This window comes from Streptomyces sp. CB03238, from assembly GCF_002099185.1.
Lineage (GTDB): Bacteria > Actinomycetota > Actinomycetes > Streptomycetales > Streptomycetaceae > Streptomyces.
In genome coordinates this window covers 1-24,928 of record NZ_NBCN01000016.1, presented here as the reverse complement: position 1 = coordinate 24,928, position 24,928 = coordinate 1, and the positions used below count along the sequence as shown (strand labels likewise).

General features: G+C 71.4%; 24 protein-coding genes. 15 read left to right on the top strand and 9 right to left on the bottom strand.

The window, feature by feature from the left end:
• Positions 1 to 4: 4 nt before the first annotated feature.
• The 4 genes from BKD26_RS26585 to BKD26_RS26575 form a co-directional block, all read right to left on the bottom strand.
• Positions 5 to 2,533, bottom strand: a complete 2,529-nt coding sequence (locus BKD26_RS26585; RefSeq protein WP_084903317.1) for a SpoIIE family protein phosphatase — start codon at positions 2,531 to 2,533, stop codon at positions 5 to 7.
• A 103-nt stretch (positions 2,534 to 2,636) separates the two neighbouring features.
• The gene (locus BKD26_RS26580) at positions 2,637 to 3,038 is read right to left on the bottom strand and encodes a DUF3662 domain-containing protein (RefSeq protein ID WP_084903315.1); all 402 of its coding nucleotides are present in this window, start codon (positions 3,036 to 3,038) and stop codon (positions 2,637 to 2,639) included.
• Between the two features lie 48 nt (positions 3,039 to 3,086).
• Positions 3,087 to 3,233, bottom strand: coding sequence for a hypothetical protein (locus tag BKD26_RS40535; RefSeq protein WP_179166714.1), 147 nt, complete (start codon positions 3,231 to 3,233; stop codon positions 3,087 to 3,089).
• A gap of 30 nt (positions 3,234 to 3,263) precedes the next feature.
• Positions 3,264 to 4,139, bottom strand: a complete 876-nt coding sequence (locus BKD26_RS26575; RefSeq protein ID WP_084903019.1) for a DUF72 domain-containing protein — start codon at positions 4,137 to 4,139, stop codon at positions 3,264 to 3,266.
• A 68-nt stretch (positions 4,140 to 4,207) separates the two neighbouring features.
• Here BKD26_RS26575 and BKD26_RS26570 point away from each other — a divergent pair, with 68 nt between their 5' ends.
• From BKD26_RS26570 to BKD26_RS26515, 12 genes are all read left to right on the top strand, one after another.
• Positions 4,208 to 5,008, top strand: a complete 801-nt coding sequence (locus BKD26_RS26570) for an N-formylglutamate amidohydrolase (RefSeq protein WP_241518859.1) — start codon at positions 4,208 to 4,210, stop codon at positions 5,006 to 5,008.
• 193 nt (positions 5,009 to 5,201) lie between these two features.
• Positions 5,202 to 6,068, top strand: a complete 867-nt coding sequence (locus BKD26_RS26565; RefSeq protein WP_084903014.1) for an EamA family transporter — start codon at positions 5,202 to 5,204, stop codon at positions 6,066 to 6,068.
• 130 nt (positions 6,069 to 6,198) lie between these two features.
• A complete protein-coding gene (locus tag BKD26_RS26560; protein WP_206603720.1) occupies positions 6,199 to 7,029 on the top strand; it encodes a 2OG-Fe(II) oxygenase in 831 nt (276 codons plus the stop codon).
• Positions 7,030 to 7,050: 21 nt separating this feature from the next.
• On the top strand, positions 7,051 to 7,344 hold the full coding sequence (locus BKD26_RS26555) for an acyl carrier protein (RefSeq protein ID WP_241518858.1): 294 nt from the start codon (positions 7,051 to 7,053) through the stop codon (positions 7,342 to 7,344).
• Between the two features lie 89 nt (positions 7,345 to 7,433).
• Positions 7,434 to 8,828, top strand: a complete 1,395-nt coding sequence (locus BKD26_RS26550; protein WP_084903009.1) for an aminotransferase class III-fold pyridoxal phosphate-dependent enzyme — start codon at positions 7,434 to 7,436, stop codon at positions 8,826 to 8,828.
• Entirely contained in the window at positions 8,825 to 9,268 is a 444-nt protein-coding gene (locus tag BKD26_RS26545) for a thioesterase family protein (RefSeq protein WP_084903007.1), read from the top strand. Before BKD26_RS26550 ends, BKD26_RS26545 begins: the two co-directional genes overlap by 4 nt.
• Positions 9,258 to 9,767 carry a hypothetical protein gene (locus BKD26_RS26540; protein WP_084903004.1) on the top strand — a complete coding sequence of 170 codons (510 nt, stop codon included), beginning with the start codon at positions 9,258 to 9,260 and terminating at the stop codon, positions 9,765 to 9,767. Before BKD26_RS26545 ends, BKD26_RS26540 begins: the two co-directional genes overlap by 11 nt.
• A complete protein-coding gene (locus BKD26_RS26535) occupies positions 9,761 to 10,924 on the top strand; it encodes a beta-ketoacyl synthase N-terminal-like domain-containing protein (protein ID WP_241518857.1) in 1,164 nt (387 codons plus the stop codon). The genes BKD26_RS26540 and BKD26_RS26535 overlap by 7 nt, the downstream gene beginning before the upstream one ends.
• On the top strand, positions 10,921 to 11,553 hold the full coding sequence (locus tag BKD26_RS26530; protein WP_084903002.1) for a beta-ketoacyl synthase N-terminal-like domain-containing protein: 633 nt from the start codon (positions 10,921 to 10,923) through the stop codon (positions 11,551 to 11,553). The genes BKD26_RS26535 and BKD26_RS26530 overlap by 4 nt, the downstream gene beginning before the upstream one ends.
• A complete protein-coding gene (locus tag BKD26_RS26525; protein ID WP_241518856.1) occupies positions 11,550 to 12,980 on the top strand; it encodes a class I adenylate-forming enzyme family protein in 1,431 nt (476 codons plus the stop codon). The genes BKD26_RS26530 and BKD26_RS26525 overlap by 4 nt, the downstream gene beginning before the upstream one ends.
• Before the next feature lie 22 nt (positions 12,981 to 13,002).
• The gene (locus tag BKD26_RS26520; RefSeq protein WP_084902999.1) at positions 13,003 to 13,917 is read left to right on the top strand and encodes a TIGR03619 family F420-dependent LLM class oxidoreductase; all 915 of its coding nucleotides are present in this window, start codon (positions 13,003 to 13,005) and stop codon (positions 13,915 to 13,917) included.
• Positions 13,907 to 15,319, top strand: a complete 1,413-nt coding sequence (locus tag BKD26_RS26515; protein ID WP_206603719.1) for an amino acid permease — start codon at positions 13,907 to 13,909, stop codon at positions 15,317 to 15,319. Before BKD26_RS26520 ends, BKD26_RS26515 begins: the two co-directional genes overlap by 11 nt.
• Here BKD26_RS26515 and BKD26_RS26510 read toward each other — a convergent pair.
• The 5 genes from BKD26_RS26510 to BKD26_RS26490 form a co-directional block, all read right to left on the bottom strand.
• On the bottom strand, positions 15,311 to 15,994 hold the full coding sequence (locus BKD26_RS26510) for a gamma-glutamyl-gamma-aminobutyrate hydrolase family protein (protein WP_241518855.1): 684 nt from the start codon (positions 15,992 to 15,994) through the stop codon (positions 15,311 to 15,313). The two genes, BKD26_RS26515 and BKD26_RS26510, sit on opposite strands and share 9 nt — an antisense overlap.
• A gap of 53 nt (positions 15,995 to 16,047) precedes the next feature.
• Positions 16,048 to 16,524, bottom strand: a complete 477-nt coding sequence (locus BKD26_RS26505) for a (2Fe-2S)-binding protein (protein WP_084902991.1) — start codon at positions 16,522 to 16,524, stop codon at positions 16,048 to 16,050.
• A gap of 15 nt (positions 16,525 to 16,539) precedes the next feature.
• Positions 16,540 to 18,846 (bottom strand): molybdopterin cofactor-binding domain-containing protein, encoded by a 2,307-nt coding sequence (locus BKD26_RS26500; RefSeq protein WP_084902989.1) that lies wholly within the window; start codon positions 18,844 to 18,846, stop codon positions 16,540 to 16,542.
• Positions 18,847 to 18,957: 111 nt separating this feature from the next.
• The gene (locus BKD26_RS26495; protein WP_084902986.1) at positions 18,958 to 20,184 is read right to left on the bottom strand and encodes an oxygenase MpaB family protein; all 1,227 of its coding nucleotides are present in this window, start codon (positions 20,182 to 20,184) and stop codon (positions 18,958 to 18,960) included.
• 39 nt (positions 20,185 to 20,223) lie between these two features.
• A complete protein-coding gene (locus BKD26_RS26490; protein ID WP_084902984.1) occupies positions 20,224 to 21,453 on the bottom strand; it encodes an oxygenase MpaB family protein in 1,230 nt (409 codons plus the stop codon).
• Between the two features lie 119 nt (positions 21,454 to 21,572).
• Here BKD26_RS26490 and BKD26_RS26485 point away from each other — a divergent pair, with 119 nt between their 5' ends.
• The 3 genes from BKD26_RS26485 (at position 21,573) to BKD26_RS26475 (ending at position 24,875) form a co-directional block, all read left to right on the top strand.
• Complete coding sequence (locus tag BKD26_RS26485; protein ID WP_241518854.1) at positions 21,573 to 22,238, top strand: TetR/AcrR family transcriptional regulator; 666 nt, start codon at positions 21,573 to 21,575, stop codon at positions 22,236 to 22,238.
• 162 nt (positions 22,239 to 22,400) lie between these two features.
• The gene (locus BKD26_RS26480; protein WP_084902981.1) at positions 22,401 to 24,236 is read left to right on the top strand and encodes an AMP-dependent synthetase/ligase; all 1,836 of its coding nucleotides are present in this window, start codon (positions 22,401 to 22,403) and stop codon (positions 24,234 to 24,236) included.
• Positions 24,237 to 24,254: 18 nt separating this feature from the next.
• Positions 24,255 to 24,875, top strand: a complete 621-nt coding sequence (locus tag BKD26_RS26475; RefSeq protein WP_241518853.1) for a TetR/AcrR family transcriptional regulator — start codon at positions 24,255 to 24,257, stop codon at positions 24,873 to 24,875.
• The last annotated feature ends 53 nt before the right edge of the window (positions 24,876 to 24,928 follow it).

Here is a 24,928-nt window from a genome sequence, read left to right as displayed (position 1 = left end):
TCGGTCACCTCCCGTCGTGTGCTCCGGGCATCAGGCGGACGGGCCGCCCGCCCGTGTCCCGGCTGTCCCGGCTGTCCCGGCTGTCCCAGCGCGGCCGCGTCCCTTCCGGCACCGCCCGACCGCCGCTTCCCCCGCCTCTTCCCTCGCCGTCGTCGAGCCGCTCGCGTGGCGCCAGGGCGACCTCGGACCACACCTGCTTGCCGCCGCTGAGCGGCACCGACCCCCAGGCCGTGGACATCGCCTCGACGAGCAGCAGCCCGCGCCCGCCGGTCGCCTCCCAGTCCACGCTGGTGGACTTGACGGGGGTACGGGGCGAGGCGTCGTTCACGGCGATACGAAGCCGGTCCGCCGCCAGCGTCAGATCCAGCCGTACCTCTCCCCGGGTGTGCGCGATGGCGTTCGTGACCAGCTCGGACACGACCAGCAGCGCCATGTCGACCTCCGCCGCCACGCCCCAGCCGCGCAGGGTCCGGGCGGTGAAGCGACGCGCGTGCATGACGGCGTCGGGCAGCCGCCACACCGCCCACCGGGCGCGTATCGGCCGGATCCGCATCCCGTCGTAGCGCAGCAGCAGCACCGCCACGTCGTCGTCGCGCCGGCGCGTGCCCGCGACGAGCCCGTCGGCGACCCGCCCGGGGTCGGCCGGGTCGGCGCCCCGCAGCACCTCGCACACGGCGCGCATCCCGTCCTCCAGGGGGAGGCTCGACGATTCCACCAGGCCGTCCGTCAGCAGGGCGATGAGGGTTCCGGGCGCGAGGCCGAGCTCGGTGAGCGGGAACTCGGCGTCCGCCATGACCCCGAGCGGGGGTCCGCCCTCGATGTCGGTCGCCTCCGTGGTGCCGTCGGGCAGGCGCAGCAGCGGTGGCAGGTGGCCGGCCCGGACGATCCAGGCCAGGCCCTCCTCCATGTCGAGGTCGACATAGCAGCAGGTGGCGAACAGGTCGGTCTCCATGCCGACGAGGAGCCGGTTGGCGTGGGCCACCACCACGTCGGGCGGGTGGCCCTCCACCGCGTACGCCCGGATCGCCGTACGCATCTGCCCCATGATCGTGGCGGCCCCGGCGCTGTGGCCCTGCACGTCGCCGATGACCAGCGCCACGTGCCCGTCGGAGAGCGGGATGACGTCGTACCAGTCGCCGCCCACCTCCAGGCCGACCGTCGCGGGCAGGTAGCGGGCGACGGCCACGCCTCCCGGCAGCTCGGGGAGCTTGCGGGGCAGGAGGCTGCGCTGGAGCATCGTGGCGAGTTCGTGCCCGGCGTTCAGGGCGTGGGCACGTGTCAGGGCCTGGCCCACCAGGCCGGCCGTCGCGGTCAGCAGGGAGCGCTCCTCCGGTCCGAAGCGGTGCTCGCCGTCCCACCCGACGAGGCACACCCCGACCATGCGGCCGTCCGCCGGCAGCGGCAGGACGGCGAGACCGCCCGGGCCGATGCCGGCGAGGCCCGGTTCGAGCGGGGCGCCCGGCGGCCACAGGGCGACATGGCCCTCCCGCAGGGCGCTCTCCAGGGTCGGAAGGCTGTGGCAGGACGCGTCCGGCCACTCCGAGCGCCACTCCGAGCGCCACACCCCGGGCCAGGCGTCGGGCTGCGGCGGGTCGAGGAGGGTGACCACCAGCCGGTCGCCCTCCAGCTCGGCGACCGCGACGCGGGTGGCGTTCAGCGGCGTACGCAAGGAGTCGACGACCACCCTGCTGACGTCCCGGATCGTCGTGGCGCCGGCCAGCGCGGCGGACAGCCGCTGCACCAGCGACACCTCGTCGGGGGTGGGGCGCAAGTACGAGGCGTCGCCCACCACGCCCAGGATGCGTTCCGGTCTGCCGTCCTCGCCGGCCAGCACGCGGCAGCGCAGCCCCAGCCAGCGCAGTTCGCCGCCCGGCCGGCGGACGCGGAACGCCAGCTGCTGGTGGGCGGCCGCCCGGTCCGGTTCGACGACCGACATCAGCGCCGGGACGTCGTCGGGGACCGCGCACTCCAGCAGGGTGGACACCTGTCCGTGGAAGTCCGCCGGGGAGACGCCGAGCAGGTGCAGCACCTGCGCGTCCACGTCCATGCGCCCGGTCCTGAGCGTCAGGACGAAGGTACCGCCCCGCAGCGGCAGCAGCGTGGGTCCCGTGGGCGAACCGACCTCCACGGGGACGGCGACCCGGGCCGCGGCCGCCTCCAGCCCCGCGGCCGTCTGGTCGGCGTAGAGCTCCAGGAAAGCGCGCTGGTCGGCGTCGAAGCCGTCACCGTCCCCGCGCACCACGACCAGGCAGCCCAGCAGTCTCGCGTCCCCGCCGAGCGGCAGCGCGCCCAGCGACACCGGGCTGCCCGTCCCGCCGGGAGCCGGCTCCTTCGACGTCAGCCACAGGGGCCGCCGGGCACGGCAGGCGTCGGCCACCGCCGAACGGCCGGAGAGGGCGTACGTCTGCGGCATCTCGTACGGCCAGTGGGAGTCACCCGCCAGCTCGGCGAGGCGCAGCTCCTCGCCGCTCTCGGCCGGCACATAGACAGCGGCCAGCGCCACCCCGAAGGTCGCAAAGATCTGCCCGCTCAACGCGTGCACCGCCTCCGTACCCGGGAAGCCGCCGGCGTGCGCCGCTGCCCATCGCCTCTACCCCATGCTGCTCCTTCCCGGGCACGGGCAGCCAGTCAGGGCGTCAGTCCGCCGCCGGGAACGCGTCGGCCCGGACGTGGGGCATGGGGCTGCTGCTCACCCGGTAGGGGTCGTCGGGCGGGCGGGTGGCCGGGGTGATGCGTACGGTCAGCGGCCCGGCCCACTCGTACCCCTGCTGCTCCCCGTGGCGCGCCAGGACGTCCGTCAGCTCCTGCCCCACGTCGCCGGCGCCGTGGCGCAGCAGCTCCTCGTGCACGGCGGTGTCCAGTTCGACCTCGTACGCGTTGGGCACCACCACTCTGCTCTCGCTGCACACCACGGCGTGGTCGTCGCACTCCCGGCGCAGCGCGTCGAGCAGCTCGACCGGCTCGTGGTGGCGGGCCTTGGAGACCAGGGCGCTCTGCCAGCGCTCCAGGGCCCGCTCCCACCGCGTCAGGGCTCCCATGCCCATGGGCCCGCTCACCCTCCTCGGTACGTCGTCATCGGCGTGTCGTCATCGGCGCCCGCGCAGCCGGCCGAGCAGCCGGCGGGCCTGGGCGCGCTTGCGCGGGTCGGAGGCGGCGCGCCGCGCCGAGGCGATCGTCCGCTGCCCCTGCGGGCTGCGGGTGAACTGCTTGATGCGTGTGATCAGTCCGGACATGGAACCTCCTCAGGAGTCTGTACGGCGCGTCTACCCGGTGGCGTCCCGAGGATGTGTGGCGGGGGCCAACAGGCGCTTCATGGACTCGGCGGCGCGTACGGCGGCGTCGGCGCAGCAGTTGTTGAACAGCACGTGCAGGTGTGCGACCCGATCGGCCAGGGCGCACAGGCGCGGCCGCCACTCCCGCAGTTCCTCCTCCGCGTACGCGTGCCGGAAACGGTCCTCCTTGGTGCCGCTCCCCCAGGCGGTGCTGCGCCCGTGGAAGCGGACCACCGCGAGGTCGCGGGAGGTGACCGGGGTGACGGGGGGTATGGAGGTGGGCAGGCCCTGTGCCATGTCCACGGCCACGGCGGCGGCGTCCAGGTCCCTCAGCAGGGCAGTGGTGCGGTCCCGGTGGTCGTCCCGCCACCAGTCGGGGTGCCGGAACTCCACGGCCATGGGCCAGTCGGCGGCCCGTTTCCTGGTGCGGTGGAGGACGGTCTCCGCCCGGGCGCCGGGGGCGAACCAGGGCGGGAACTGGAACAGCAGGGTGCCGAGGCGGTCCGCGTGCCGCAGTGGACGCAGGGCTTCGCTGAAGCGGTGCCACACCTCGTCGAGGAGCCCGGGGTCGCCGGTGGCGCGGCCCCGCAGGTCGGCGGGGAGGGCGGCCGGCCGGGTGGGGTGGCCGGTGAGGAGGGAGAACGCCTTGACGTCGAAGCGGAAGCCCGGCGGGGTGCGCTCGGCCCACAGATGGCTGTTGCGCACGCTGGGGAGCGCGTAGTACGTCGAGTCGGCCTCGACCACGGGGAACTGTCCGGCGTAGTGCCGCAGCCGTCCCTCGGGGTCGCGTCGTCCCGGCGGATACCACCCGCTGCCGACAAGTGCCTTGTCCGTCCAGGAACATGTACCGATCAGGATGTGACCCATGCCGGCCGCCTACCCGCACGACGGACATGATGTCCGGGACACCTCACGAACCGTCAGCGAGGAACCACGTGACGACCGACACCTCCGCCGCCTTCCGGCTCCACCCGGGTGCCCCCGGCTCCCCGGTGATCCTGCACGTCCCGCACTCCTCCCGCGCCATACCCGCGGACGTCCGCGCCGGCATCGTGCTGGACGACCCGGCGCTGGCGGTGGAGCTGGACCACATCACCGACGCGTACACGGCGGAGATCGCCACCCGGGCGGCCGAGACGGCGCCGGTCACGCCCTGGCGGTTCGTCAACCGGCTGTCCCGCCTGGTCGTCGACCCCGAGCGGTTCCCCGACGAGCGGGAGGAGATGCTGGCGGTCGGCATGGGCGCGGTCTACACCCGGACCACGCACCGCGAGGAGCTCCGCCCGGCCGGCACCGACGTACAGCCCCTGATCGAGCGCTACTTCCACCCGTACGCGGAGGCGATGACGGCGGCCGTGGCGGAGCGGCTCGACGCGGTCGGGCGTGCCGTGGTCCTCGACGTCCACTCGTACCCGGCGAAGGCGCTGCCGTACGAACTGCACGGCGACGGGCCGCGCCCGCCGATCTGCCTGGGCACCGACGCGTTCCACACCCCCGCCCCGCTGCTGGACGCGGCGCGGCGGGCGTTCGCGGGCTTCGGCGGCACGGGGCTGGACACCCCGTTCGCGGGCACGTACGTGCCGCTGCGGTACTACGGGAAGGAGCCGAGGGTCGGCGCGCTGATGGTGGAGATCCGGCGTGACCTGTACATGAGCGAGCGGGGCGAGCCCCTCGGCCAGGGGCTCGAGACGCTGGCGGTGGCACTGGCGGAACTGGTCGAGCGGATCTCCCACTGACGGCTTTCGGCGTCGGGTTTCTGACGGGCCGTCCGGCCTCTGGTCGGCGTCCGGCCGACGCCGGCGCCCTGCGCGTCGACGTGCTTCGCGAAGTTCGCGAGCGCTACGATCCCGATGCTCGCGGCGCTCCCTCACCAGAGCCTCAGCGCGTCCGCTCAGGACCCACAGTGTTCCGTATCGCGAAGGTCTTTTCATGACATCGGTGCTGGCTCTGGCCACCTGCCTCATGTGGGGCCTGGCCGACTTCGGCGGCGGGCTGCTGACCCGCCGCATGCCGGCCCGGACCGTCCTGGTGGTGTCCCAGCTGCTGGCCGTGGCGGCGCTGGGCGTGACCGTACTGGCGACCGGCGGCTGGTCCACGGCCGATGCGCGGCTGGGGTACGCGGTCGCGGCGGGACTCGTGGGCTCCGTCGCACAACTCGCCTTCTACCGGGCGCTGGCGCTGGGCCCCATAGGGGTCGTCTCGCCCCTCACCGCGCTCGGCGCCGTGGCCGTACCCGTCGGGGCGGGGCTCGTTCTCGGTGAGCGTCCCGGCCCGCCGCAGCTCGCGGGCATGGCGGTCGCCCTCGCGGGGGTCGTGCTCGTCAGCGGTGCCCGGCTCGACGGGGGAACGGTCGAGAAACGGACACTGGCCCTCACGCTCGTGGCGGCGTTCGGCATCGGCTCGGTAATGGTACTGATCGCCGAGGCGTCCCACGGCCTGACCGGGGTGTTCCTCGCCCTGTTCGTCCAGCGCCTGTGCAACGTGGGGGCCGGCGCGGTCGCCCTGTGGGGGTCCGCGCGCCGCGGTGCCCCGGTGCTGCCGCCCGGCGGGTGGAGCGCGATCCGGGCATCGCTCCCCACGCTGGCCTTCGTCGGCCTGGTGGACGTGGCCGCCAACGGCACGTACAGCCTGGCCGCGCACAGCGGACCGGTGACCGTGGCGGCCGTCCTCGCCTCCCTCTACCCGGTGGTCACGGCCCTGGCGGCGCGCGGCGTGCTGCGCGAGAGGCTCCGTACCGGACAGGCGGCGGGCGCGGGCCTGGCTCTCCTCGGCACGGTGCTCGTGGCAGCGGGGTGACGCCCGCGCGTATCGCCTAATCTTGAGGCCTCCCACGCAACAGAGGCCTCTCGATGAACACATTCCCACAGGCCCACGCAATGTCCTGAATTACGCACGCCACCGAACGTCTTCGGCGGCTAGCCTGTCGTTGATCCTCCGTGCCTCCTCCACCACTTCCGTCCGAGTGCATCCGGGGAGAGGGAAGATCCTTCACCGAGACCGACAATGGAGCATTCCTGCCATGACGTCGATCGAAAAGAACGGTCCCTCTGCCGGTGAAAGCCGAATCGATTTGGGAATCGTTCCTGGTACCGTCTTCGACGGAGCTCTCCCTTCCCGTCTGATCGAAGATCTGCGCCTGATCTCGGGCACCGGCTCGGTGTCCGACAAGACCTCCATCACCAATCATGTACTCAGCGTTTTCGAGGGATGGACCGGTAAAGGCTGGCCGGATTCCTATTTCGATCGCGTGGCCGCCGCCGAGCATCCGGTGATCGGCGAGTGGGAGGCCTTCGCGCGCCGGCTGGTGGCGTCCGTGGCCGGCGCCGGCACCGTCGAACCGGCGACCACGGGCACGGGCCGGCGCTTCACCCAGGCGGTGGTGAGATCGGCGACGAGCGGGGTGGAGTGGCACTTCGACTCGGCCTGCCTGGAGTACGAGGGAACAGAGCTCGACCTGGGCCAGGATGCCCGGCAGTACTCCGTCATCACCTATCTCAACACACCGGAGGGCGGCGAGCTGGAGGTGGCCGCCTGGCGGCCGGCGGTGATCGGCGCCCACCCGACGAGGTCCTACCCCATCGACGAGGGCCTGTTCGCCTCCGCGGACCGGGTCCGGGTCCGTCCGGTCACCGGACGGACCGTGGTGCTGTCCTCCGAATTCGCCCACCGGGTCCACACGACCCCCACTCCCAGGAAATTCATCACGATGTTCGTGGCGGTGAGCGGGGACGGCCGCCGGGCGGTCTCCTTCGGCTGAGCGTCACACGGAGCGAGCCCCTTGAAGGAGGAGTTCCAGATGGATGTCATGCGGACCGTGAAAGGCATTCTCGTATCCGAGGTACAGGTCGAGGTGCCACCCGACCGAATGAATCCGGGCGACAGCCTGCGGGACGGTTACGGACTGGACTCGCTCGGGTTCGTGGAACTGCGCGTCCAGTGCGAGGAGATCTTCGGAATCCACATTTCTGATGAGGATTTCACCCACGAGAGCTTCGCGACCCTGGGGGGCGTCGTCTCCCTCGTCGAGCGCCTGCTCGGAGAAAAGGAGCGGATTGCCGCCGACCCTGTCTAGGCCGAATACGCCACTGCCGGCAGGCCGGCCGCCGGAACGATTCCACGCGGCACCTGAATGCCCTCGCGGCATCCGAACGGGGAGGTCCCTTGTCCGCACCTGTCCGAGCTTCACACATCGCCGGTGACGATCTCCACCGCCTTCTCACCGGCCAGGAGCTCCACTTCAACCACTACGGCCGGCCACGGCTGCCGTTCGCCTTCCTCGGTGGTCACGGCATCGAGATCGAGGCCGTGGACCTCTCCCCCGACCGCCGGGGCACCACCCTGCGGCTGATCGACGCCAGCGGCGGGTACGCCAGCGCGGGCCTCGGCGCGGGTCACGAGGTCGTGCGGCAGGCGCTGCGCCGCGCCGTCATGGAGACCGGCTACGCCACCGACGAAGTCGTCTCACACGAGCGTGCCGCGCTCCTGACCCGGCTCTTCGGCCCCGACGGCCTGTGGTCTTCCCACTTCCCGGCCGACGAGTACCACGTCAGCGGCCGCAACTCGGGATCGGAGGGCATGGAGATGGCCCTGCGGCTGGTGCTCGAGTCCCGGTTCGACACGCGGACGCTGCGCTACCGCGCCGGGCGCGAGCGGCGCGACACGATTCTCGCCTTCGAAGGGGCGTGGCACGGCTGGAGCGACGGCCTGTTGCCCCTGCTGAACCGGCGGCACTACCGCGTGGGCCTGCCCGGGCCCTCCCCCCTGGACCCGTACGGCGTCCGGGTGGAGCACATACCCTTCGGCGACTCGGAGGCGCTGGAGGAGTACGTCACGGACCATGGCGACCGTCTGCTCGCCGTCTTCGTCGAGCCCATCCAGGGTGACGCCGGCGTACTGCGGCCACCGCCCGGCTATCTCAGGCGGCTGTCGGAGCTGTGCGCGGCCCAGGACGTCCTGCTCGTCGCCGACGAGGTGCTCACGTTCGCCAAGTCGGGACGGTTCTTCGCCATGCACGACGACGAGGGGCCGGTGCCGACGGACATCACGGTCATCGGCAAGTACCTGGGCATGGGTGCGCTGTCCACGTCCATGGTGATCGCCAGGCGCCGGCTGGGGGTCCGCGGGTCGGGCACCGTGGCCACATCCGATCTGCGCCCGATGACATGCGCGGTCATACGGGACGGCCTGGAGTTCATCGTCCGCGAGCGGCTTCTGGAGCGGTCCGCACACCTCGGCGCCCACCTGACGAAGCGGCTGACCACGGAGCTGGTCGAGCGGTTCCCGGACGTCTACCACCAGGTCAGGGGAACCGGCGTGATGCACGGCGTGGAGCTGACCGGTGCGGCCTCCGACCGGCTCACCACCCTGCGGGAGCACCTGATCCGTGCGGGTGTGTACGTCGAGTTCATGGCGGGCGCCGGAAAGCGGTCGCGGGGCCTGAGGTATGTGCACCCCACGATGCGCGTCGCGCCGGCGCTGATCACCACGCAGGACCAGGCCGACGAGATCGTCGGACGGCTGCACGCGGGCACCGTGGCCTTCCGGGCCGTGGTATGACGCACCGTCACCCGCCGGTCGTCGATTACCGGGCGCGCGTGGAGCACGTCGACACGGACGCCGCCGGCATCGTCCATTTCTCCCGCTACACCTCGCTGATGGAGACGGCGGGGCTGGAGTTCCTGGAGAGCCGGGGAGCGGGACTCTCCGCCTTCCTCGAAGACGGGGCCCAGCTCGTGGTCACCCGACTGCGGGTGTCCTACGCCCACAGTGCCGCGTACCGGGACCTGATCGTGGGGCACGCGTGCGTGGAGCACGTCGGCGGAGCCTCGTTCCGCATCGGCGTGACGTTGTCGCGCGAGGAAGCCGATGGATCCCGTACCCCCCTGGCGTCGGGAACGCTCACCTTCGCCGCTGTGGACACCGGCTCCCGGCGCGCCATACCGCTGCCGTCAGCAGGTCGGCTCGCACTGAAAGGAATCGCGACCGATGCAGGATGAGGCACAGGAGAAGCCTCGCACCGAGCGTGCGCTGGGCATCTCCGCCATCAAGGAACTGGTGCGCGGGCGGCACCCCCGGCTGTTCATCGACCGGGTCGTCGATCACGAACCCGGCGTCTTCCTCAAGAGCCTGCTGGCCGTGTCCAGCCAGCTGGACGTCATGGCGGGGCACCTTCCGGAGCGGGAGCTGATGCCCGGCGTGATCCTGCCCGGCAGTCACCTGATGCAGGCGTTCGCCCAGTCGGGGGTACTGCTCTACCAGCTCAGCACCGAGCCGCTCGCCGACGACGAGGTCACGCTGGTCGGCACGGTCAAGGCCCGCTTCAAGAGCGTCGTCGTCCCCGGCGACCAGGTGATCCTCGACGTGCGCGCGGACAGCTTTCGCGGCAACGCGTTCCTGTTCTCCTCCTCGGTGACCGTCGAGGGCCGCCCCGTCGCCGCCTTCCGCGGCACGATGAGCCGGGCGAAGATCGGCACGATGGGACGGCCGCTGTGGTGAACACGGCCGGCGCCGGAGTCCACCCGGCCGCCCCGGTCATCACCGGCATGGCCTGGACCACGCCCCTGGGCGAGGACCTGGAGGGTGTGTGGGAGCGGCTGTGCGCGGGCGACACGGGCGTGGCTCCCGTCCCTTCCCCGCACCGGCTGCGCAGCACGCTGGCGGCGGTGGTCCCGTGCGTACCGTACGGCGGTGACCCGGAGGAGCGGCAGCGTGCGCTCGCGGTACGCACGCTGCGGGCGGCGTTCGCGGACGCCGGACTGGCGCCGGACGATCCGGGGGTGACGCTCGTGCTCGGCACCAGCTTCGGCGGGTTCCTCGACACGGCCGGGGGCGGCTCGCTGTCCGGCTGGGCGTCCTGGGCCGCGGAACGGATCGGTCATCCCCACCCGCCGGTGTGCGTGACGACCGCCTGCTCGGCCGGGTCCGACAGCCTGGCCGTCGCGGACGTCCTGATCCGCTCGGGCCGCAGCCGCGTCTGCGTGGCGGGCGGGGTGGACGTGGTGTCCGAGGCCAAACGCCTGGGGCACTCCGCCCTCGGCACCATGAGCCCCAGCGGCCTGCGCACCTTCGACGAGAGCCACGACGGCACGGTCCTCGGCGAGGGCGCCGCCCTCCTCGTCCTGGAGGCCCCGGATTCGGCCCACGCACGCGGCGCCCGGGCGCACGCCCGGCTGTGCGGTACGGGGGCAGCCAACGACGCCGCCGGCCTGACCGCCCCGGATCCGTCCGGCCGTAGCATCGTGGCGGCCGTGCGGCGCTGTCTCGACGGCGCCGGCGTCGACCGCCGGCAGGTCGGGGTGGTCAGCGTCCACGGCACCGGCACGCCCCTCAACGACCGGGTCGAGAGCGAAAGCCTCGGCCGGATGTTCGGCGGCGAGGACGCTCCCGGCCCCACCCTGTTCGGTACCAAAGGGGCGCTGGGGCACAGCCTTGGCGCCACCGGCGCGATCGAGGCGGTCGCGACGGTGCTGGCGCTACGGCACAAGGAGGTGCCGCCGATACCGGGCTTGCGCGCCCCGCTTCCCGAGGTGTCCGCGTGGCTGCCCGCCGACGGCCCGCGACGGACGACCGGCACGGTGGGCGCGAGCCTCACCCTCGGCTTCGGCGGGTTCAACACGTGTCTGCTCTTCACGGAGGGAGGCGGAACCCGATGACCCCCAGCGGCGCACCCCCCGTCCGGGGCCTGACACTGATCGCCACCGCGGCGCTGTGCGTGGAGGACCCGCGTGCCGGCTCGGCCAACCGCCCCTCCTTCTACGCCGATCCTGTGGCATGGCTGACCACCTCCACCGTCGCTCGGGCACTCCGTGCGGAGGGTGCCGGCATCCTGCACACGCCGGACGAGGTCGGCGTCATCGCCATGAGCGAGACGTGCACCCGGCCCACCATGGAGACCATCGCCGGCGCGGCGGGACGCTCCCGTGTGTCACCGCTGAAGTTCGCCGGTGCCAATCCGGGTCTTCTCGCCGGTCTGCCGTGCATCCAGTGGACGTTCCGGGGCCCCTCGTTGGTGTTCGCCATGGCTCCGGACACCGCGGCGGACACGGCACTGTCCGTCGCGGAGCACTGGTTGTCCTCCGGCCAGGCCCGCTACGCCGTGTGCGTGGCGCACGCCGTCCGAGACGGCGCACACCACACGCGGTGCGTCATCCTGGGCGGCCCCCACGCCTCGGACGCCGGCCCCGCCGCGCACGCGTCCTCTCCGGCGCGCATCCGTGCGCTGCTCGCCGAACCCGGCGCCGCTGCCGCCACCGCTACCGTCATGGCATCGGAGCAGAAGTGACGAAGGCATTCCTGTCCCGCCCGGGCCCCGTCCCCCAGTTGGACGAGGCCCGGGTGGCCGACTGGCTGGCCCGCAGCACCGATGTGCGGGCAGCCATGTCTCCCCCGTCTCCACTCTCGATGGACGCCACGCGCAGTGGTCTGGCCGAGCTGGGGCTTCCACCCGGGAGCGCGGTGATCCTGTGCCTGTCCAACAGCGTCCACATGGTGCAGGTGTACCTGGCCTCCCTGCTGCTGGGGCTGGTCCCACTCGCCCTGCCTCCGGCCACCCCCTCCGCCCGGGTACGCGGCATCGCCCAGCGCCTGAGAGCCCGCGCGGTCGTGACCACCCGGACCGAGCCGGAACGCTACGGTTCCCGTCGCGCCCGCCCCGTGGGCCGCGGCACGCAGGCGGTCCTGCTGGACGGTGACGGGCCCTCCCCCTACAGCGCCGGCGACGTCCTGATGCCGACCTCCGGTACGTCCGGCATGTTCAGCGCGTGCCTGCACCGGCTGGACTCCCTGCTGCTCAACGCGCGCCGTCACGCCGCCTCGGTCGACATGACCGCTTCCGACGTCGTCCTCGTGAGCCTGCCGCTCCACTACTCGTACGCGATGGTCGCGCAGGTGCTCGCCGCGTACGTCCGCGGCGCCCGGCTGGTCGTTTCGGGGCCTCCGTTCTCCCCCGTGAGTTATGCGGCGGCGGTGAGCGGGCATGCGGTCACCCACTCCTCGATCACGCCGACGCTCGTCCGTCAGGTGCTGGCCTCGCTCGACTCCCTCCCCCCTCACCTGCGCACCCTGACAGTCGGCGGGGACCAGCTCGGCACGCGGGACGTCGAGGCCCTGCTGCGGCTGCGGGCCGGGGGCGAGCTGTACCTCACCTACGGTCTGACGGAGGCCGGCCCCCGGGTCTCCACCCTGGCGGCGCACGCCGAACCCCCGCGGCGGCACGCCTCCGTCGGCCTGCCCCTGCCCGGGGTGCGCCCACGCCTCCGTACCCCCGTCGACGCGGACGGATCCGGCGAGCTGCTCATCGCGTCCGACACCGCGCTGATCGACCACGTGGGTGACACCGACGACGGGCGGCGGCGGGGCCTCGTCCGCCCCGGGGTCATCGCCACCGGGGACGTCTTCCGCATCGACGAGGACGGTTACCTGTACTTCCAGGGCCGCCTGTCGGACTTCGTCGTCGTACGGGGGGAGAAGGTCTCCTTGCGCACGCTGCGCCAGGTGGCGCACACCATCCCCGGCGTCGTGCACTGCGACCCGCGACTGGCGGTCGACGACGACGGGAGCACGGTTCTGGACGTGCACATCACCGCGACCGACACGGGCCGGGAGACCGAGCGGCACATCCGCCGCGCGCTGAACTCCATGCTCCTGCTCGCGGAGCGGCCCAGAGCGATCCACGTCCACGCGGCCGACCCGACCGCCTTCCGCAAGTGAGCCCGGTGAGAGCGGAGGAGACGTGCGTCTCGGATGCGACCTGCCCCCCTGCGCGGACCCCGGGGGGATCCGTGCCTTCGCCCAGGCGGCCGAGGACATCGGGTACGACCACCTGGCCGTCGCCGAACACGTCCTCGCGGTCGGCCACGGATCGGCCCTTTCGCTCCGTGCTGCCCCCCGTCCGGCGTACGAGTCGTCCACGGTGCTCGGGTTTCTGAGTGGGGTGACCTCGCGCATCGAGCTGGTGTCCGCCATGCTGCTGCTGCCGCTGCGGCCCGCGCCCCTGGCGGCCAAGCAGGCCGCCGAGCTCGACAGGCTCAGCGGGCAGCGCCTGCGGCTGGGCGTGGCCGTCGGCTGGGACGCCGGCGAACTCCTCGCCCACGGCGTGGAGCCGGGGGTTCGCGGCGAGCTGTTCGAGGAGCAGGTCCAGGCGATGCGGCTGCTGTGGGCGAAGGACGCGGTCGATTTCCACGGCAGACATGTCCGGCTGTCCGGAGCCGGCCTGGTCCCGCGGCCCCGCCGGAGCATCCCGCTGTGGATGGGGGGCGGAACGGCGCGTTCGATGGGTGTCCCGCCGCAGCGGGCGATGCGCCGGATCGCCGCACTCGCCGATGGGTTCACGATGTCCGCCGTACTCGGCAAGCGCCTGGGACACGGTGAGCGGCTGATCGCACAGCTGCTGGCCGGAGTCGACGCGGCGGGGCGGGACCGGTCGGCCTTCGGCATCGAGGCCCGGCTTCTCACCCACCTCACTCAACGCGACGAATGGGCGCACTACGGTTACCGTTGGAAGCGTGCGGGGGCGACCCATCTGGCCGTGAGCAACCACGCAGTCGGCGACATCGATGACCACATCGAGCTGATCGCGACCGCATTCGATGTCCTGCGCCCGCTGCACCGAGGCAGGAGGTCGAATGAACAGCCGCGTGAACACTGACCACAAGGACCCCTCAGGACCGGCCGGTACCGCCGACGACAAGACCACACACCTGCGGGGGGCGCTGCGCACCCGTCAGATGGTCATGATCGCCATCGGTGGTGTCATCGGCGCCGGCCTCTTCGTCGGCAGCGGCAAGGCCATATCCCAGGCGGGCCCCGCCGTGCTGGTGGCGTACGCGGCCGTCGGCACGCTGGTGGTCCTGGTGATGCGCATGCTCGGCGAGATGTCCGTGGCGCAGCCTGAGACGGGATCGTTCTCCAGCTACGCCGGCCGGGAACTCGGCCCGTGGGCGGGGCTGGCGGTCGGCTGGCTGTACGCCTACCACTGGTGCGTGGTCATCGGGTTCGAGGCCGTCGCCGCCGGTGTGATAGCCCGCCAGTTCCTTCCCGGACTACCCCCGTGGCTCGCGGCCCTGATCGTCATGGCGTCCCTGATGGCCGTCAACTTCTGCCGGGTGGAGTCCTACGGCAGTTTCGAGTTCTGGTTCGCCATGATCAAGGTGGCCGCCATCACGGTCTTCCTGCTGATCGGTCTCGCCGCCATCCTCGGCGCGCTGCCCGGCCACTCCGCCCCCGGGCTCGCCAATCTGACGGGGCAGGGGGGATTCGCCCCCAACGGCTGGCTCCCCGTGCTCCAGGCCTCCCTGATCGTCTTCTTCTCCTACTTCGGGACCGAGGCGATCACCATCGCTGCCGGAGAGGCCACCCAGCCCGCGGAGGCGGTCCGCGCGGGCATACGCAGCGTGATCTGGCGCATCCTGCTCTTCTACATCGGGGCCATCACGGTCGTCGTCACGCTCATGCCCTGGAACACCACGGCAGTCACCGAAAGTCCCTTCACCGCCGTCCTGGACCATCTCGGCGTGCCCGGCGCGTCATCGATCATGAACGCGGTGCTGCTGACCGCCATCCTGTCCTGCCTCAACTCCGGTCTGTACTCCTCCTCGCGGATGTTCTACAGCCTCGCCCACCGAGGTGAAGCGCCACGGCTCCTCTGCCGCACGGCACCCAACGGAGCGCCCGTCCCCGCCATCGTGCTGGCCTCCGCCGTGGGACTCATCACCGTCGTGGCCAACTACTTCCTGCCCACCGGTGTCATATTCGACTTCCTGCTGAGCTCCTCCGGCTCCATCGCCGTCATCATCTACCTCGCCATCACCGTGACCCACCTGCGTGCCCGGGCCCGGATGCAGCGCGAGTGCCCCGACCGGCTCACGGTGCGCATGTGGTGGTACCCGTACCTCGATCTCGTCGTCCTCGCCGCCCTGCTCACCATCATCGGAGCCATGGCACTGAACACCGCGACCAGCCGGTCACTGATACTCACACTCTTCGTCACCGCCATCGCCGTGCTCTGCGGCGTCGTCCACACGGCCAGGAGAGCACCGAAATCAGGATGAGTGGCTCACCAGGGCGTCGAACAGACCCTGTTGGGCCGGGTCCTCATGGGCAGTGTCCTCGGGGTGCCACTGGACCGCGACGAACCAGCCGGACGCACCCGGCACTTCGAGGGACTCGACGGTGCCGTCGCCGGCGCGACTGGTCACCGTCACGCCGCTTCCGGTACGCGCCACCCGCTGGTGGTGGTCACAGGAAACCGTGACGGCTCCCGCGCCCATCGCCTGTTCCAGCACGGAATCCGGCTGTGTCACCACCTGGTGCCTGAAGTGCCGGTGCTCGTGTCCGGGGCCGTCCATGTTCTCCAGCGACCCACCGAGGGCGGTGTTGACCACCTGGAGGCCGCGGCAGACGGCCAGCAGGGGCAGTCCGGCGTCCAGGCAGTACCGGGCCACCGCCAGATCGAAGCCGTCCTGCTCGGTGTTGATGCCCGAGTCGTCGTCCCGGCAGGCGCAGACGCCGCCATAGTGGTGTGGGGCGAGGTCTCCCCCACCGGGCAGCAGTACCCCGTCGAACCGGCCGAGCCGGACCGGCACATCGGCGGGCTCGGCCGGATGGATGCTGACCGGCTCACCGCCGGCCCGCCACACCGCCCGTACCAGGGCGCGGGCGTTGACCTCGGCGGCGAAGCGCAGGCCGGAGGCCGTGGCAGCGCACCGGGCGGGGATGGCGATCAAGGGCCTTGCCTGTGGATCCAAGGGGGTGGTGCCTCTCCCGGTCGATCGTCGCGTCACATGTTCTCGGCGCCGGCCTTGATCGCTTCGCGGATGCGGACGTACGTGCCGCAGCGGCAGATGTTGCGGATGCCGTCGAGATCGGTCTCGGTGATCGTGCGGCCTTCTTCGGCGGCCCGGCGGACCAGGGCGACGGCGGCCATGATCTGGCCGGGCTGGCAGTAGCCGCACTGGGCCACGTCCTGGTCGAGCCAGGCCTGCTGCATCGGGTGCAGGTCGGCGTCCACCGTGGCCGGGAGGCCTTCGATCGTGGTGACCTCGTCGGTCGGCCGCAGGTCCTTCACGGGGATCGCGCAGGGGTTGACGGCCTTGCCGTTGAGGTGGCTGGTGCACGCCTTGCAGACGTTGATGCCGCACCCGTACTTCGGTCCGGTGACGCCCAGGACGTCGCGCAGCACCCACAGCAGTCGCACGTCGTCGGCGACGTCGACGGTGACCTGTTCGCCGTTGAGGCGGAAAGTGTGCTCGGGCACGGGATCTCCAAGCTGTCAGCGGACGTGGTCCAGGCCGTCGGTGGGCGACGGGGGGATGGGCGGCACGGTCGGTTTGGGTACGAAGGAGAGTGTGCCGTGGTTGATCGGGAAGGTGGTGGGCATGGTCCCCGTGGCGCGGCCGTAGGCACAGGCGACAGCGGCCGTCGACGCGGCGACGCCGAGCTCGCCGGCACCGCCGGGTTCGCCGGTGGTGGTCGGCATGATGATGATCTGCAGCTCCGGCGGCGTGTTCCACTGCCGGGTGTAGAAGTAGTTGTCCCAGCTGGCCTCGAGGAAGTACCCGTCCCGCAGGTGCAGGCCGGCGGTCAGGGTCAGGGCGATGCCGTCCATGACGCAGCCCATCATCTGCGCTTCCAGACCGCGCGGGTTGACGGCGAGGCCGACGTCCACGGCGACGACGGCTTTGGTCACGCGCGGTCCGGCCACGCCGTCGCGGATCGGCCGGTCGACCGTCTCGGGCCGGCAGTCGATCTCCACCAGCACCGCGCTGACGGCGTGGTACTCGGAGTGGAAGGCGATGCCCTGCGCCATGCCGGCCGGCATCGGCCGGCCCCAGTTCCCGGCTTCGGCGGCCTTCTCCAGCACCGCCCGGGAACGGTCGTCGCGGAGGAACTCGCGGCGGAACCGGAACGGGTCCTTGCCCATCTTCGCGGCGAGCCGGTCGACGATGAGCTCCCGCGCGCAGGTGACGTCCGGGGAGTACACGTTGCGCATGCTCCCGGTGTTGAAGCCCTTGTCGGTCTCGCTGAGCAGCCGGCTGCTGACGCCGAAGTCGTAGGGCATCGACTGCGACAGGTGGAAGAACGTCTGCGAGAAACCGATGTCGCCCACCGGCAGCTTCGCCGCCATGGCGGTGAAGATCTCGCCGAGTCCATGGCCGAGGTCGGTGGAGACGCTGGTGTGCCGCTGGTGGTAGCCGAGCACGGTGTTGCCGGCGTACGAGGCCCGTACGCGGGAGGTGGCCATGGGGTGGGTGCGCCCTTGCCGGGAGTCGTCGGCGCGGTGCCACATGAGTTTGACGGGTTTGCCGATCCGGCGGGAGATCTCGACGGCTTCCAGCGCCGCGTCGAAGAAGAGTTTGCGCCCGAAGGAGCCGCCGCCTTCCGTGACGTGCACGGTGACCGCGCGGAGCGGGAGCCCGAGCCTGGCGGCGATGGTCTGCTGGGCGACGATCGGTGACTTCAGCGACGACCAGATCTCGGCGCGGTCGGGGCGCACGTCGGCGATCGCGCAGTTGGGTTCCAGCGCGCTGTTGCTGCGGAAGTGAAAGGTGAACGTGGACTCCACGGTCGGGGTGAGCGGCGGTAACCCGAGCGGCAGCTCGGCGGCCCGCAACTCCCCCAGCACGGACTCGTCGGACTTGCCTTCCGCGGTACCGGGTTTCCACGACACCCGAAGGGCGCGTACGGCGTCGATGCACTGGCCGAAGGTCTCCGCGCGCACCGCCACCCCGGTGGAGATCACGGCGACGTCGGTGACGCCCGGCATGGTGCGGACCTCGTCGAGGTTGGCCACCGATCGCACCGTGCCGTTGATGGTGGGCGGGCGGCACACCATGGTGGGCTTGGCGTCCGGGACGTCGAGGTCCATCGTGAACTTCTTGCGCCCGGTGACCGCGGCGAGCGCGTCGACACGGTTGTGCGGCCGGCCGATGACGGTGAACTCCTCGCTCGGCTTGAGCTCCACGGACACCTGCCGTGTCCGTACGCCCGCGGCCTTCTCGGAGAGCGCGCCGATGCCGATGCTCCGGCCCACGAGGTCGGTGACGACCCCGGCCTGCAGGGTGAGGTCGGTGACCGCCGCGCCCAGTTCGATCGCCGCGGCCTCCAGCAGCCGGCCCCGGGCGACGGCGGCGGCGACCCGGATCGGGACGTAGGTCGAGATCGTGGTGTTCGAGCCACCGGTAAGCTGGTTGAACACCAGTTCCGGTCGTGCGTCGGCCAGGGTGACGCGCACGTGCTCCAGCGGTACGTCCATTTCCTCGGCGATCAGCATGGCCGTCGACGTGGTGATGCCCTGGCCGACCTCGGCCCTCGGCAGGGCGAACGACACGGTGCCGTCCCGGTTGACCTCGACCGTGATCAGGTTCGAGGTCGGCAGGGCCGCCGCGGTCATCACGTCGTTGAGGTCGAGCAACTCCGTGAGGTCCGGCGAAGGGATCTGCGCCTGGGCCTCCGGCGCCGGACCGAGTTCGGCTGCGGCCACCAGGGTCGGGGCCGCCAGTACGTAGCCGAGGAACCGGCGCCGCCCGATGTCATGCGTACCGGACTGCGGCTGAGTCGGACGATCGGCTCTGGTCATCGACGGGCGCCCTCCGCCAGTTGTTCCGCCGGCCCGGCCGGGCCGGCGGCATGGTCGCGATGCGCGACGGACCCCATGTGACCGTCTGGTGACTCGTCAGGTCAAGGGGGCTCATCCCTGGGGGCGGTTCGCGTCGGGGATCTCGATGTTGATGGGTTTCCCCTCGGACAGGAAGAGCAGGACGAACTTGCGGATGAGCTCCTCCATGGTCCAGGCGGCTTCCGGGACCAGCGGCAGGGGAATCAGGCCCTCGCGGAAGGCCACCAGCAGCGGCCAGGCGGCGCTGATCAGCGGCTCCCAGAACGGTTCCTCGGACAGTCCGATCAGGTCGCCGACCCGGTCACCGAGCGTGTACCTGGAGAACGCGCTGACCAGGGGCCGTGTCAGGCCGCCGTCGAGCTCGGCGACGATGTCGAGCAGCACTTCGGTCAGCTTGACGCCTTCGGGGGTGCGGCCCAGGGCGGGGTCGAGGATCTGCTTGGACTGGGCGTTGGCCGCGTCCCAGTCGGCGGGAATGTACTCGTCCCGGACGCCGAGCATGTGCGCGGTCACCTGCCACACGTGCAGGTAGGCCTCGGACTCGGCGGGGGAGATCCGTACCTTCCATTCGAGCATCTTGCGCATGACGAAGGTGGGCAGGCTGTGCCAGGTGACCAGGATGTCCGCCTGGCTGATCGGGATCTTCTGGCCGCCGCTGGTCCGGGACCAGCCCGGGGACTGCGGCAGCAGGTGCCGTACGGCCGCGTGCACCAGCCGGGTCTTCACGGCGGTCACGATCATCGCGCCCTGGGGCTGGTACGCGTCCAGGTCCCCGACGTCGTACCCGAGCTTCGCGGTCTTGGCGACCCGGTCCTTCATGTCGGCGCCGCCCTTGGAGTAGTAGACGGCGCGCGCCTCCCTGGGGATGGCGGTGCTCATCAGTCCACTGCCCAGCCCGTACAGGGCACCGACGTAGATCCCTTTGGTCTTGTTGAACCGGGCCGCGGTGGTGAGCTTGTCCCGGTCCGCCCATGACGGCAGCCGACGTGCCCTGTCCATGAACTCCCGCAGGTCCCGGGGCAGTCCGTCCGGCAACGGCTGGTCGTTACGGGTCCACGACCGCAGCAGCTGGTTGACCCTCGGCACGTCGCCCCGGTCGATCACGGAGGCGAGCAACCGGTCGGCCTCCTCGTCCCACACCCAGTTCGGATCCGCCCCCGGCCCCGAACCCGCCACCGAACCGCTCGGCGACCACGTCCACAGGGACCGCGCCTGAGCCGGCGCCGCCATGCCCAGCGCTCCGAGCGCCCCCATCGCCCCGCCGGCGATCAGCATCCTGCGCCTGCTGAGTTCGTCCATGCTGAATTCCTCCTCGAGTCGGCCGCGTACCGCGGGGGTTCAGAACGACCGGTTGGCGTCGGGGATCTCGATGTGAACGGCCCGTCCCTTGGTGAGGTAGAACATGATGTACTGGCGGACCGCCTCGTCGATCGTCCAGGCGAGCTGCGGCACCAGTGGCAGTGGGATCAGGCTCTCGCGGAAGGCCACCAGCTTGGGCCAGGCGGCCTCGATGGCCGCCTCCCAGAACGGCTCGCGGGGGATGCCGTCCCAGTCGGCGACCTGGTCACCGACCAGGTACCGGGCGAGCGCGTTGACCAGGGGCCGGTCGACGCTGCCGGGACTGGTCTGCTCGGCGAGCTGGCCCAGCAGGATGTCGGTCAGCTCGACACCTTCGGGCGTGGGGCCCAGGACCGGGTCGAGGAGCTGCCTGGACTGGGCCTCGGCCGCGTCCCAGGTGGCGGGGATGTACTCGTCCCGGATGCCGAGCAGGTGGGCGGTCACCTGCCACAGGTGCAGATAGGCCTCGGACTCGGCGCGGGTGATCGGGACCTTCCACTCGATCAGCTTGCGCATGGCGAAGGTGGGCAGGCTGTGCCAGGTGACCAGGATGTCCGCCTGGCTGATCGGGATCTTCTGGCCGCCGCTGGTCCGGGCCCAGCCGGGGGACTTCGGCAGCAGGTGTCGTACGGCCGCGTGCACCAGCCGGGTCTTGACCGCTTCCACCACGATGTGACCGTCGGGCTGATACGCGTTCAGGTCCCCGACGGCGAATCCGAGCTTGCTCGTCTTGGCGACCCGGTCCTCCATGTCGGCGCCGCCCTTGGAGTAGTAGACGGCGCGCGCCTCCCTGGGGATCGCGGTGCTCAGCATGCCGCCGCCCACTCCGTTGAGGAGATTGAGGTAGAAGCCCCTGGTCTTGTTGAACCGGGCCGCGAGGTTCAGCTTGTCCTGGTCCGCCCACGACGGCAGCCGACGTGCCCTGTCCATGAACTCCCGCAGGTCCCGGGGCAGTCCGTCCGGCAACGGCTGGTCGTTACGGGTCCACGACCGCAGCAGCTGGTTGACCCTCGGCACGTCGCCCCGGTCGATCACGGAGGCGAGCAACCGGTCGGCCTCCTCGTCCCACACCCAGTTCGGGTCCGCCCCCGGCCCCGAACCCGCCACCGAACCGCTCGGCGACCACGTCCACAGGGACCGCGCCTGAGCCGGCGCCGCCATGCCCAGTGCCCCGAGCGCTCCCATCGCCCCGCCGGCGATCAGCATCTTGCGCCTGCTCAATGGGTCCATTGCCCCGAACTCCTTTGGTACGGTGAAACACATTGCGTATCCGTGTATCCGCGTTGAGCCCAGAGGAGCACAGCCGGGACATGAACGCCAGAGGCTGCACAGAATCAGGGAAGGCAACCGTGGAATCAGGGAGAGCGACCGCGCCGTCGCTGCTGGAACTCGCGTTCACCGAGGCCGTCGACGGCGCCGACCAGGATGACGAGATCACCACGCGCCTGCTCGACGCCGCGTACGAGCAGTTCTGCCGCATGGGCATCAAGCGGTCCACCATGGCGGATGTGGCGCGGCTGGCCGGCGTCTCGCGGATCACCGTCTACCGCCGGTTCGCCGCCAAGGAAGCACTGGTCGAGCAGGTCGTACGGCGCGAGTTCCGGCGGTACTTCGACCAGTTCATCGTCGACATCCAGGACGCCCGGACCGTCGCCGACCGGGTCGTCCTGGGGTTCGTGAGCTCGTTGCGGGCCATCCGCCGCAACCCCCTCATCGGCGGCCTGATGGCCGACGAGCCGGACGCCGTCGTGCCGTCCATGACCAGCGACGGGGGCCGTACGCTGGCCGCCGTGCGGCAGTTCGTCGCGGGCAGGCTCCGCCGGGAGCAGCACGCGGGCCATGTCTCCCGTGACGTGGACGTGGACGTCGTGGCCGAGATGATGGTCCGGATCTCCGCGTCCTTCCTGGTGATCCCCAGTCACGTCATCGACCTCGACGACGAGGAGCAGCTGCGCGCGGTGGCCCGGCAGTTCCTCGTCCCGATGCTCGTGCCCCCGCGGCCCGCCCGCTCGTAGGCGCGTACTGGCGTCGCGTCAACAGTGCTGACGCACCGCCAACCGGTCAGGACCACAGGGCCCATGGATTGGTACGCGCGCTATTGACGCTCGTACAACAACGGGTCCACCCTGAGCCCGCTCCAGGAGTCCGTTCACGGTTCGCGATGGAGGGAGCCCGCCGTGGCCACAGCAGAGCAGCTGCACCAGTCCGTCGAGGGGCTGACGATCACCGGGTTGCTGCGCCGCAACGCCCGGCAGTTCGCCGACCGCCCGGCGCTCACCACCGGGGTCGGGCCGGACGCGGTGACGCTGTCCTGGTCGCGGCTGCGCGGCGAGGTCGCCGCCCTCACCCGCGGCTTCTCCGCGCTCGGTCTGAGCCGGGGCGACCGGATGCTCATCGCGATGTCCAAGCGGCTGGAGCACTGGGTCGCCGACCTGGCCGCGATCCACCTGGGCGCCCTGTCCTGCAGTACGTACGACACGCTGAGCACCGAGCAGATCCGCTTCGTGGCCCGGCACAGTGCGGCCACCGTCCTGGTCCTGGAGGGCGAGGAGCAGATGCGGCGCTGGCAGCCGGTCCTGGAGGATCTGCCCCACCTGCGCGCCGTCGTCGTCCTCGACCCGGGCGTCGTACCGGCGGGCGACCGGCGCTTCGTCATCTACGCGGACCTGCGCGTACCGCCGGAGGCACCGCCCGGGGTACCGCTCGACGACGACGCGTTCGAGGTGCTCACGGACGCGGCCACCGCGGACCAGCCGCTGACCGTGGTCTACACCTCGGGCACCACCGGCGAGCCCAAGGGCGTGGTGCTCACCCACCGCAACGTGATCTACGAGTCACTGATGCAGGACCACCTCGTCACGGTCCCGGAGCATCCACGGACGGTGGCGTACCTGCCGCTGGCGCACATCGCCGAGCGAGTCCTCGGGATCTACCTGCCCATCTGCAACGCCGGCCACGTCACCATCTGTCCGGACCCCGCGCAGCTCCTGCCGACGCTGCTCGCGGTGCGCCCGCACGGCTTCTTCGGCGTTCCCCGGGTGTGGGAGAAGCTCGCCGCCGGCCTGCGGGCCAAGCTCGGCACGCTCCCCGAGGAGCAGGCCGCGGCGGTCGCGCAGGCGCGGGGCGTCGCGCTGGAGGTGTTCCGCCTGCGCTCCGCCGGCAAGGACATACCGGCGGAGCTCGACGCGGCACTGGAGCAGCTCGACACCCGGCTGCTGCGGCCTGTCCGGGCGGCCGTCGGGCTGGACGAGTGCCACCGGGCCTTCAGCGGAGCCGCGCCGATCCCCTCCCCCGTCGTGGAGTTCCTGGCGAGCGTGGGACTCCCGGTGTATGAGGTGTGGGGCCTGAGCGAGACGACCGGGGCGGCGACGGTCAGCACACCCGAGGTGTTCGCCCTGGGCGCGGTCGGACGCCCGGGGCCGGGCGTCGAGGTCAGGGTGGCCGCCGACGGGGAGCTGTTCGTGCGCGGCCCCGTGGTCTTCTCCGGATACCTCCGGGCCGACGGCGGCACCGAGGCGGCGACCGACCCGGACGGCTGGCTGCCCACCGGCGACATCGGCGCGGTCGACGAGCGGGGCATCGTCTCCATCACGGACCGCAAGAAGGAGATCATCATCACCGACGGGGGCAAGAACATCGCCCCCACGAGGATCGAGTCCCTGCTGCGGGCGCACCCCCTGGTCGCCCAGGCCGTCGCCATCGGCGACCGGCGCCCGTACGTCACCGCGCTGCTGGTGCTCGACGAGGAGGCGGCCCCGCTCTGGGCGCGCGCGAACGGGATCGCCACCTCCGGTCTGGAGGAGCTGTCGCGCCACCCGGAGGTGCTCGCGGCTCTCGACAAGGCGGTCGCGGAGGCCAACACGGCGCTCTCCCGTGCGGAACAGGTGAAGAAATACCGGGTGGTGGCCGGCCCGTGGACCGCGGAGTCCGGGGAGCTGACGCCGAAGCTCAGCCTGCGGCGGAAGGCCATCCACACGCTGCACGCCTCGGTGATCGCATCCATGTACACATGACGAGAGAGGGATCACGGCATGGGCGGTCGGCGCCAGGCACAGCGACGCAGGATGGAGCCGGACGCCCGGCGCGCCGAGATCCTCGGCGTCGCCCGCAGGCTCTTCGGGGCGAACGGCTACGCCACGGTGTCCGTCTCGGACATCGCGGCCGAGGCCGGCGTGGCCCGCGCGCTGATCAACCACTACTTCGGCGGCAAGCGGCAGCTCTATCTGGAGGTGGTGCGGCAGATGATGGTCGTGCCGGCCTCCGTCTCGGAGCGGCTGCCCCCGACCACCCCCGAGGAGCGGCTGTCGATCTGCGTCGACCGGTGGCTCGAAGTCGTCGAGCGCAACCGGGAGATGTGGCTGTCGGCGATCGGGCTGGAAGCCCTCGGCAACGACCCGGACATCGACCGGATCATGCTGGAGGCGGACGAGATCGCGACCGACCGCGTTCTCGAGGCCGCGATGATGGCCGACGTCACCGAGGGACGGCACAAGCTCCGGGCGATGATCCGCGCTCACGGCGGCATGCTCAAGGCGGCCTCCCGGGAGTGGCTGGTGCGCGGCACGCTCAGCCGCGGCGACCTGCACGTGATGCTGACGCGCACCGTGCTCCACCTGCTGAACACCGTCTACCCCGCCGTACGGGACGACTAGCTGTTCTGTCTCGGGAGGTTGTGGACGGGTGAGCCAGGTCTCGGCTGAGGGAT

Coding starts and splice junctions, on each gene's coding strand:
- BKD26_RS26475 (WP_241518853.1), top strand. CDS start 24,255: ATGGGCGGTCGGCGCCAGGCACAGCGACGCAGGATGGAGCCGGACGCC.
- BKD26_RS26540 (WP_084903004.1), top strand. CDS start 9,258: ATGCAGGATGAGGCACAGGAGAAGCCTCGCACCGAGCGTGCGCTGGGC.
- BKD26_RS26495 (WP_084902986.1), bottom strand. CDS start 20,184: ATGGACGAACTCAGCAGGCGCAGGATGCTGATCGCCGGCGGGGCGATG.
- BKD26_RS26500 (WP_084902989.1), bottom strand. CDS start 18,846: ATGACCAGAGCCGATCGTCCGACTCAGCCGCAGTCCGGTACGCATGAC.
- BKD26_RS26490 (WP_084902984.1), bottom strand. CDS start 21,453: ATGGACCCATTGAGCAGGCGCAAGATGCTGATCGCCGGCGGGGCGATG.
- BKD26_RS26565 (WP_084903014.1), top strand. CDS start 5,202: ATGACATCGGTGCTGGCTCTGGCCACCTGCCTCATGTGGGGCCTGGCC.
- BKD26_RS26575 (WP_084903019.1), bottom strand. CDS start 4,139: ATGGGTCACATCCTGATCGGTACATGTTCCTGGACGGACAAGGCACTT.
- BKD26_RS26580 (WP_084903315.1), bottom strand. CDS start 3,038: ATGGGAGCCCTGACGCGGTGGGAGCGGGCCCTGGAGCGCTGGCAGAGC.
- BKD26_RS26545 (WP_084903007.1), top strand. CDS start 8,825: ATGACGCACCGTCACCCGCCGGTCGTCGATTACCGGGCGCGCGTGGAG.
- BKD26_RS26530 (WP_084903002.1), top strand. CDS start 10,921: ATGACCCCCAGCGGCGCACCCCCCGTCCGGGGCCTGACACTGATCGCC.
- BKD26_RS40535 (WP_179166714.1), bottom strand. CDS start 3,233: ATGTCCGGACTGATCACACGCATCAAGCAGTTCACCCGCAGCCCGCAG.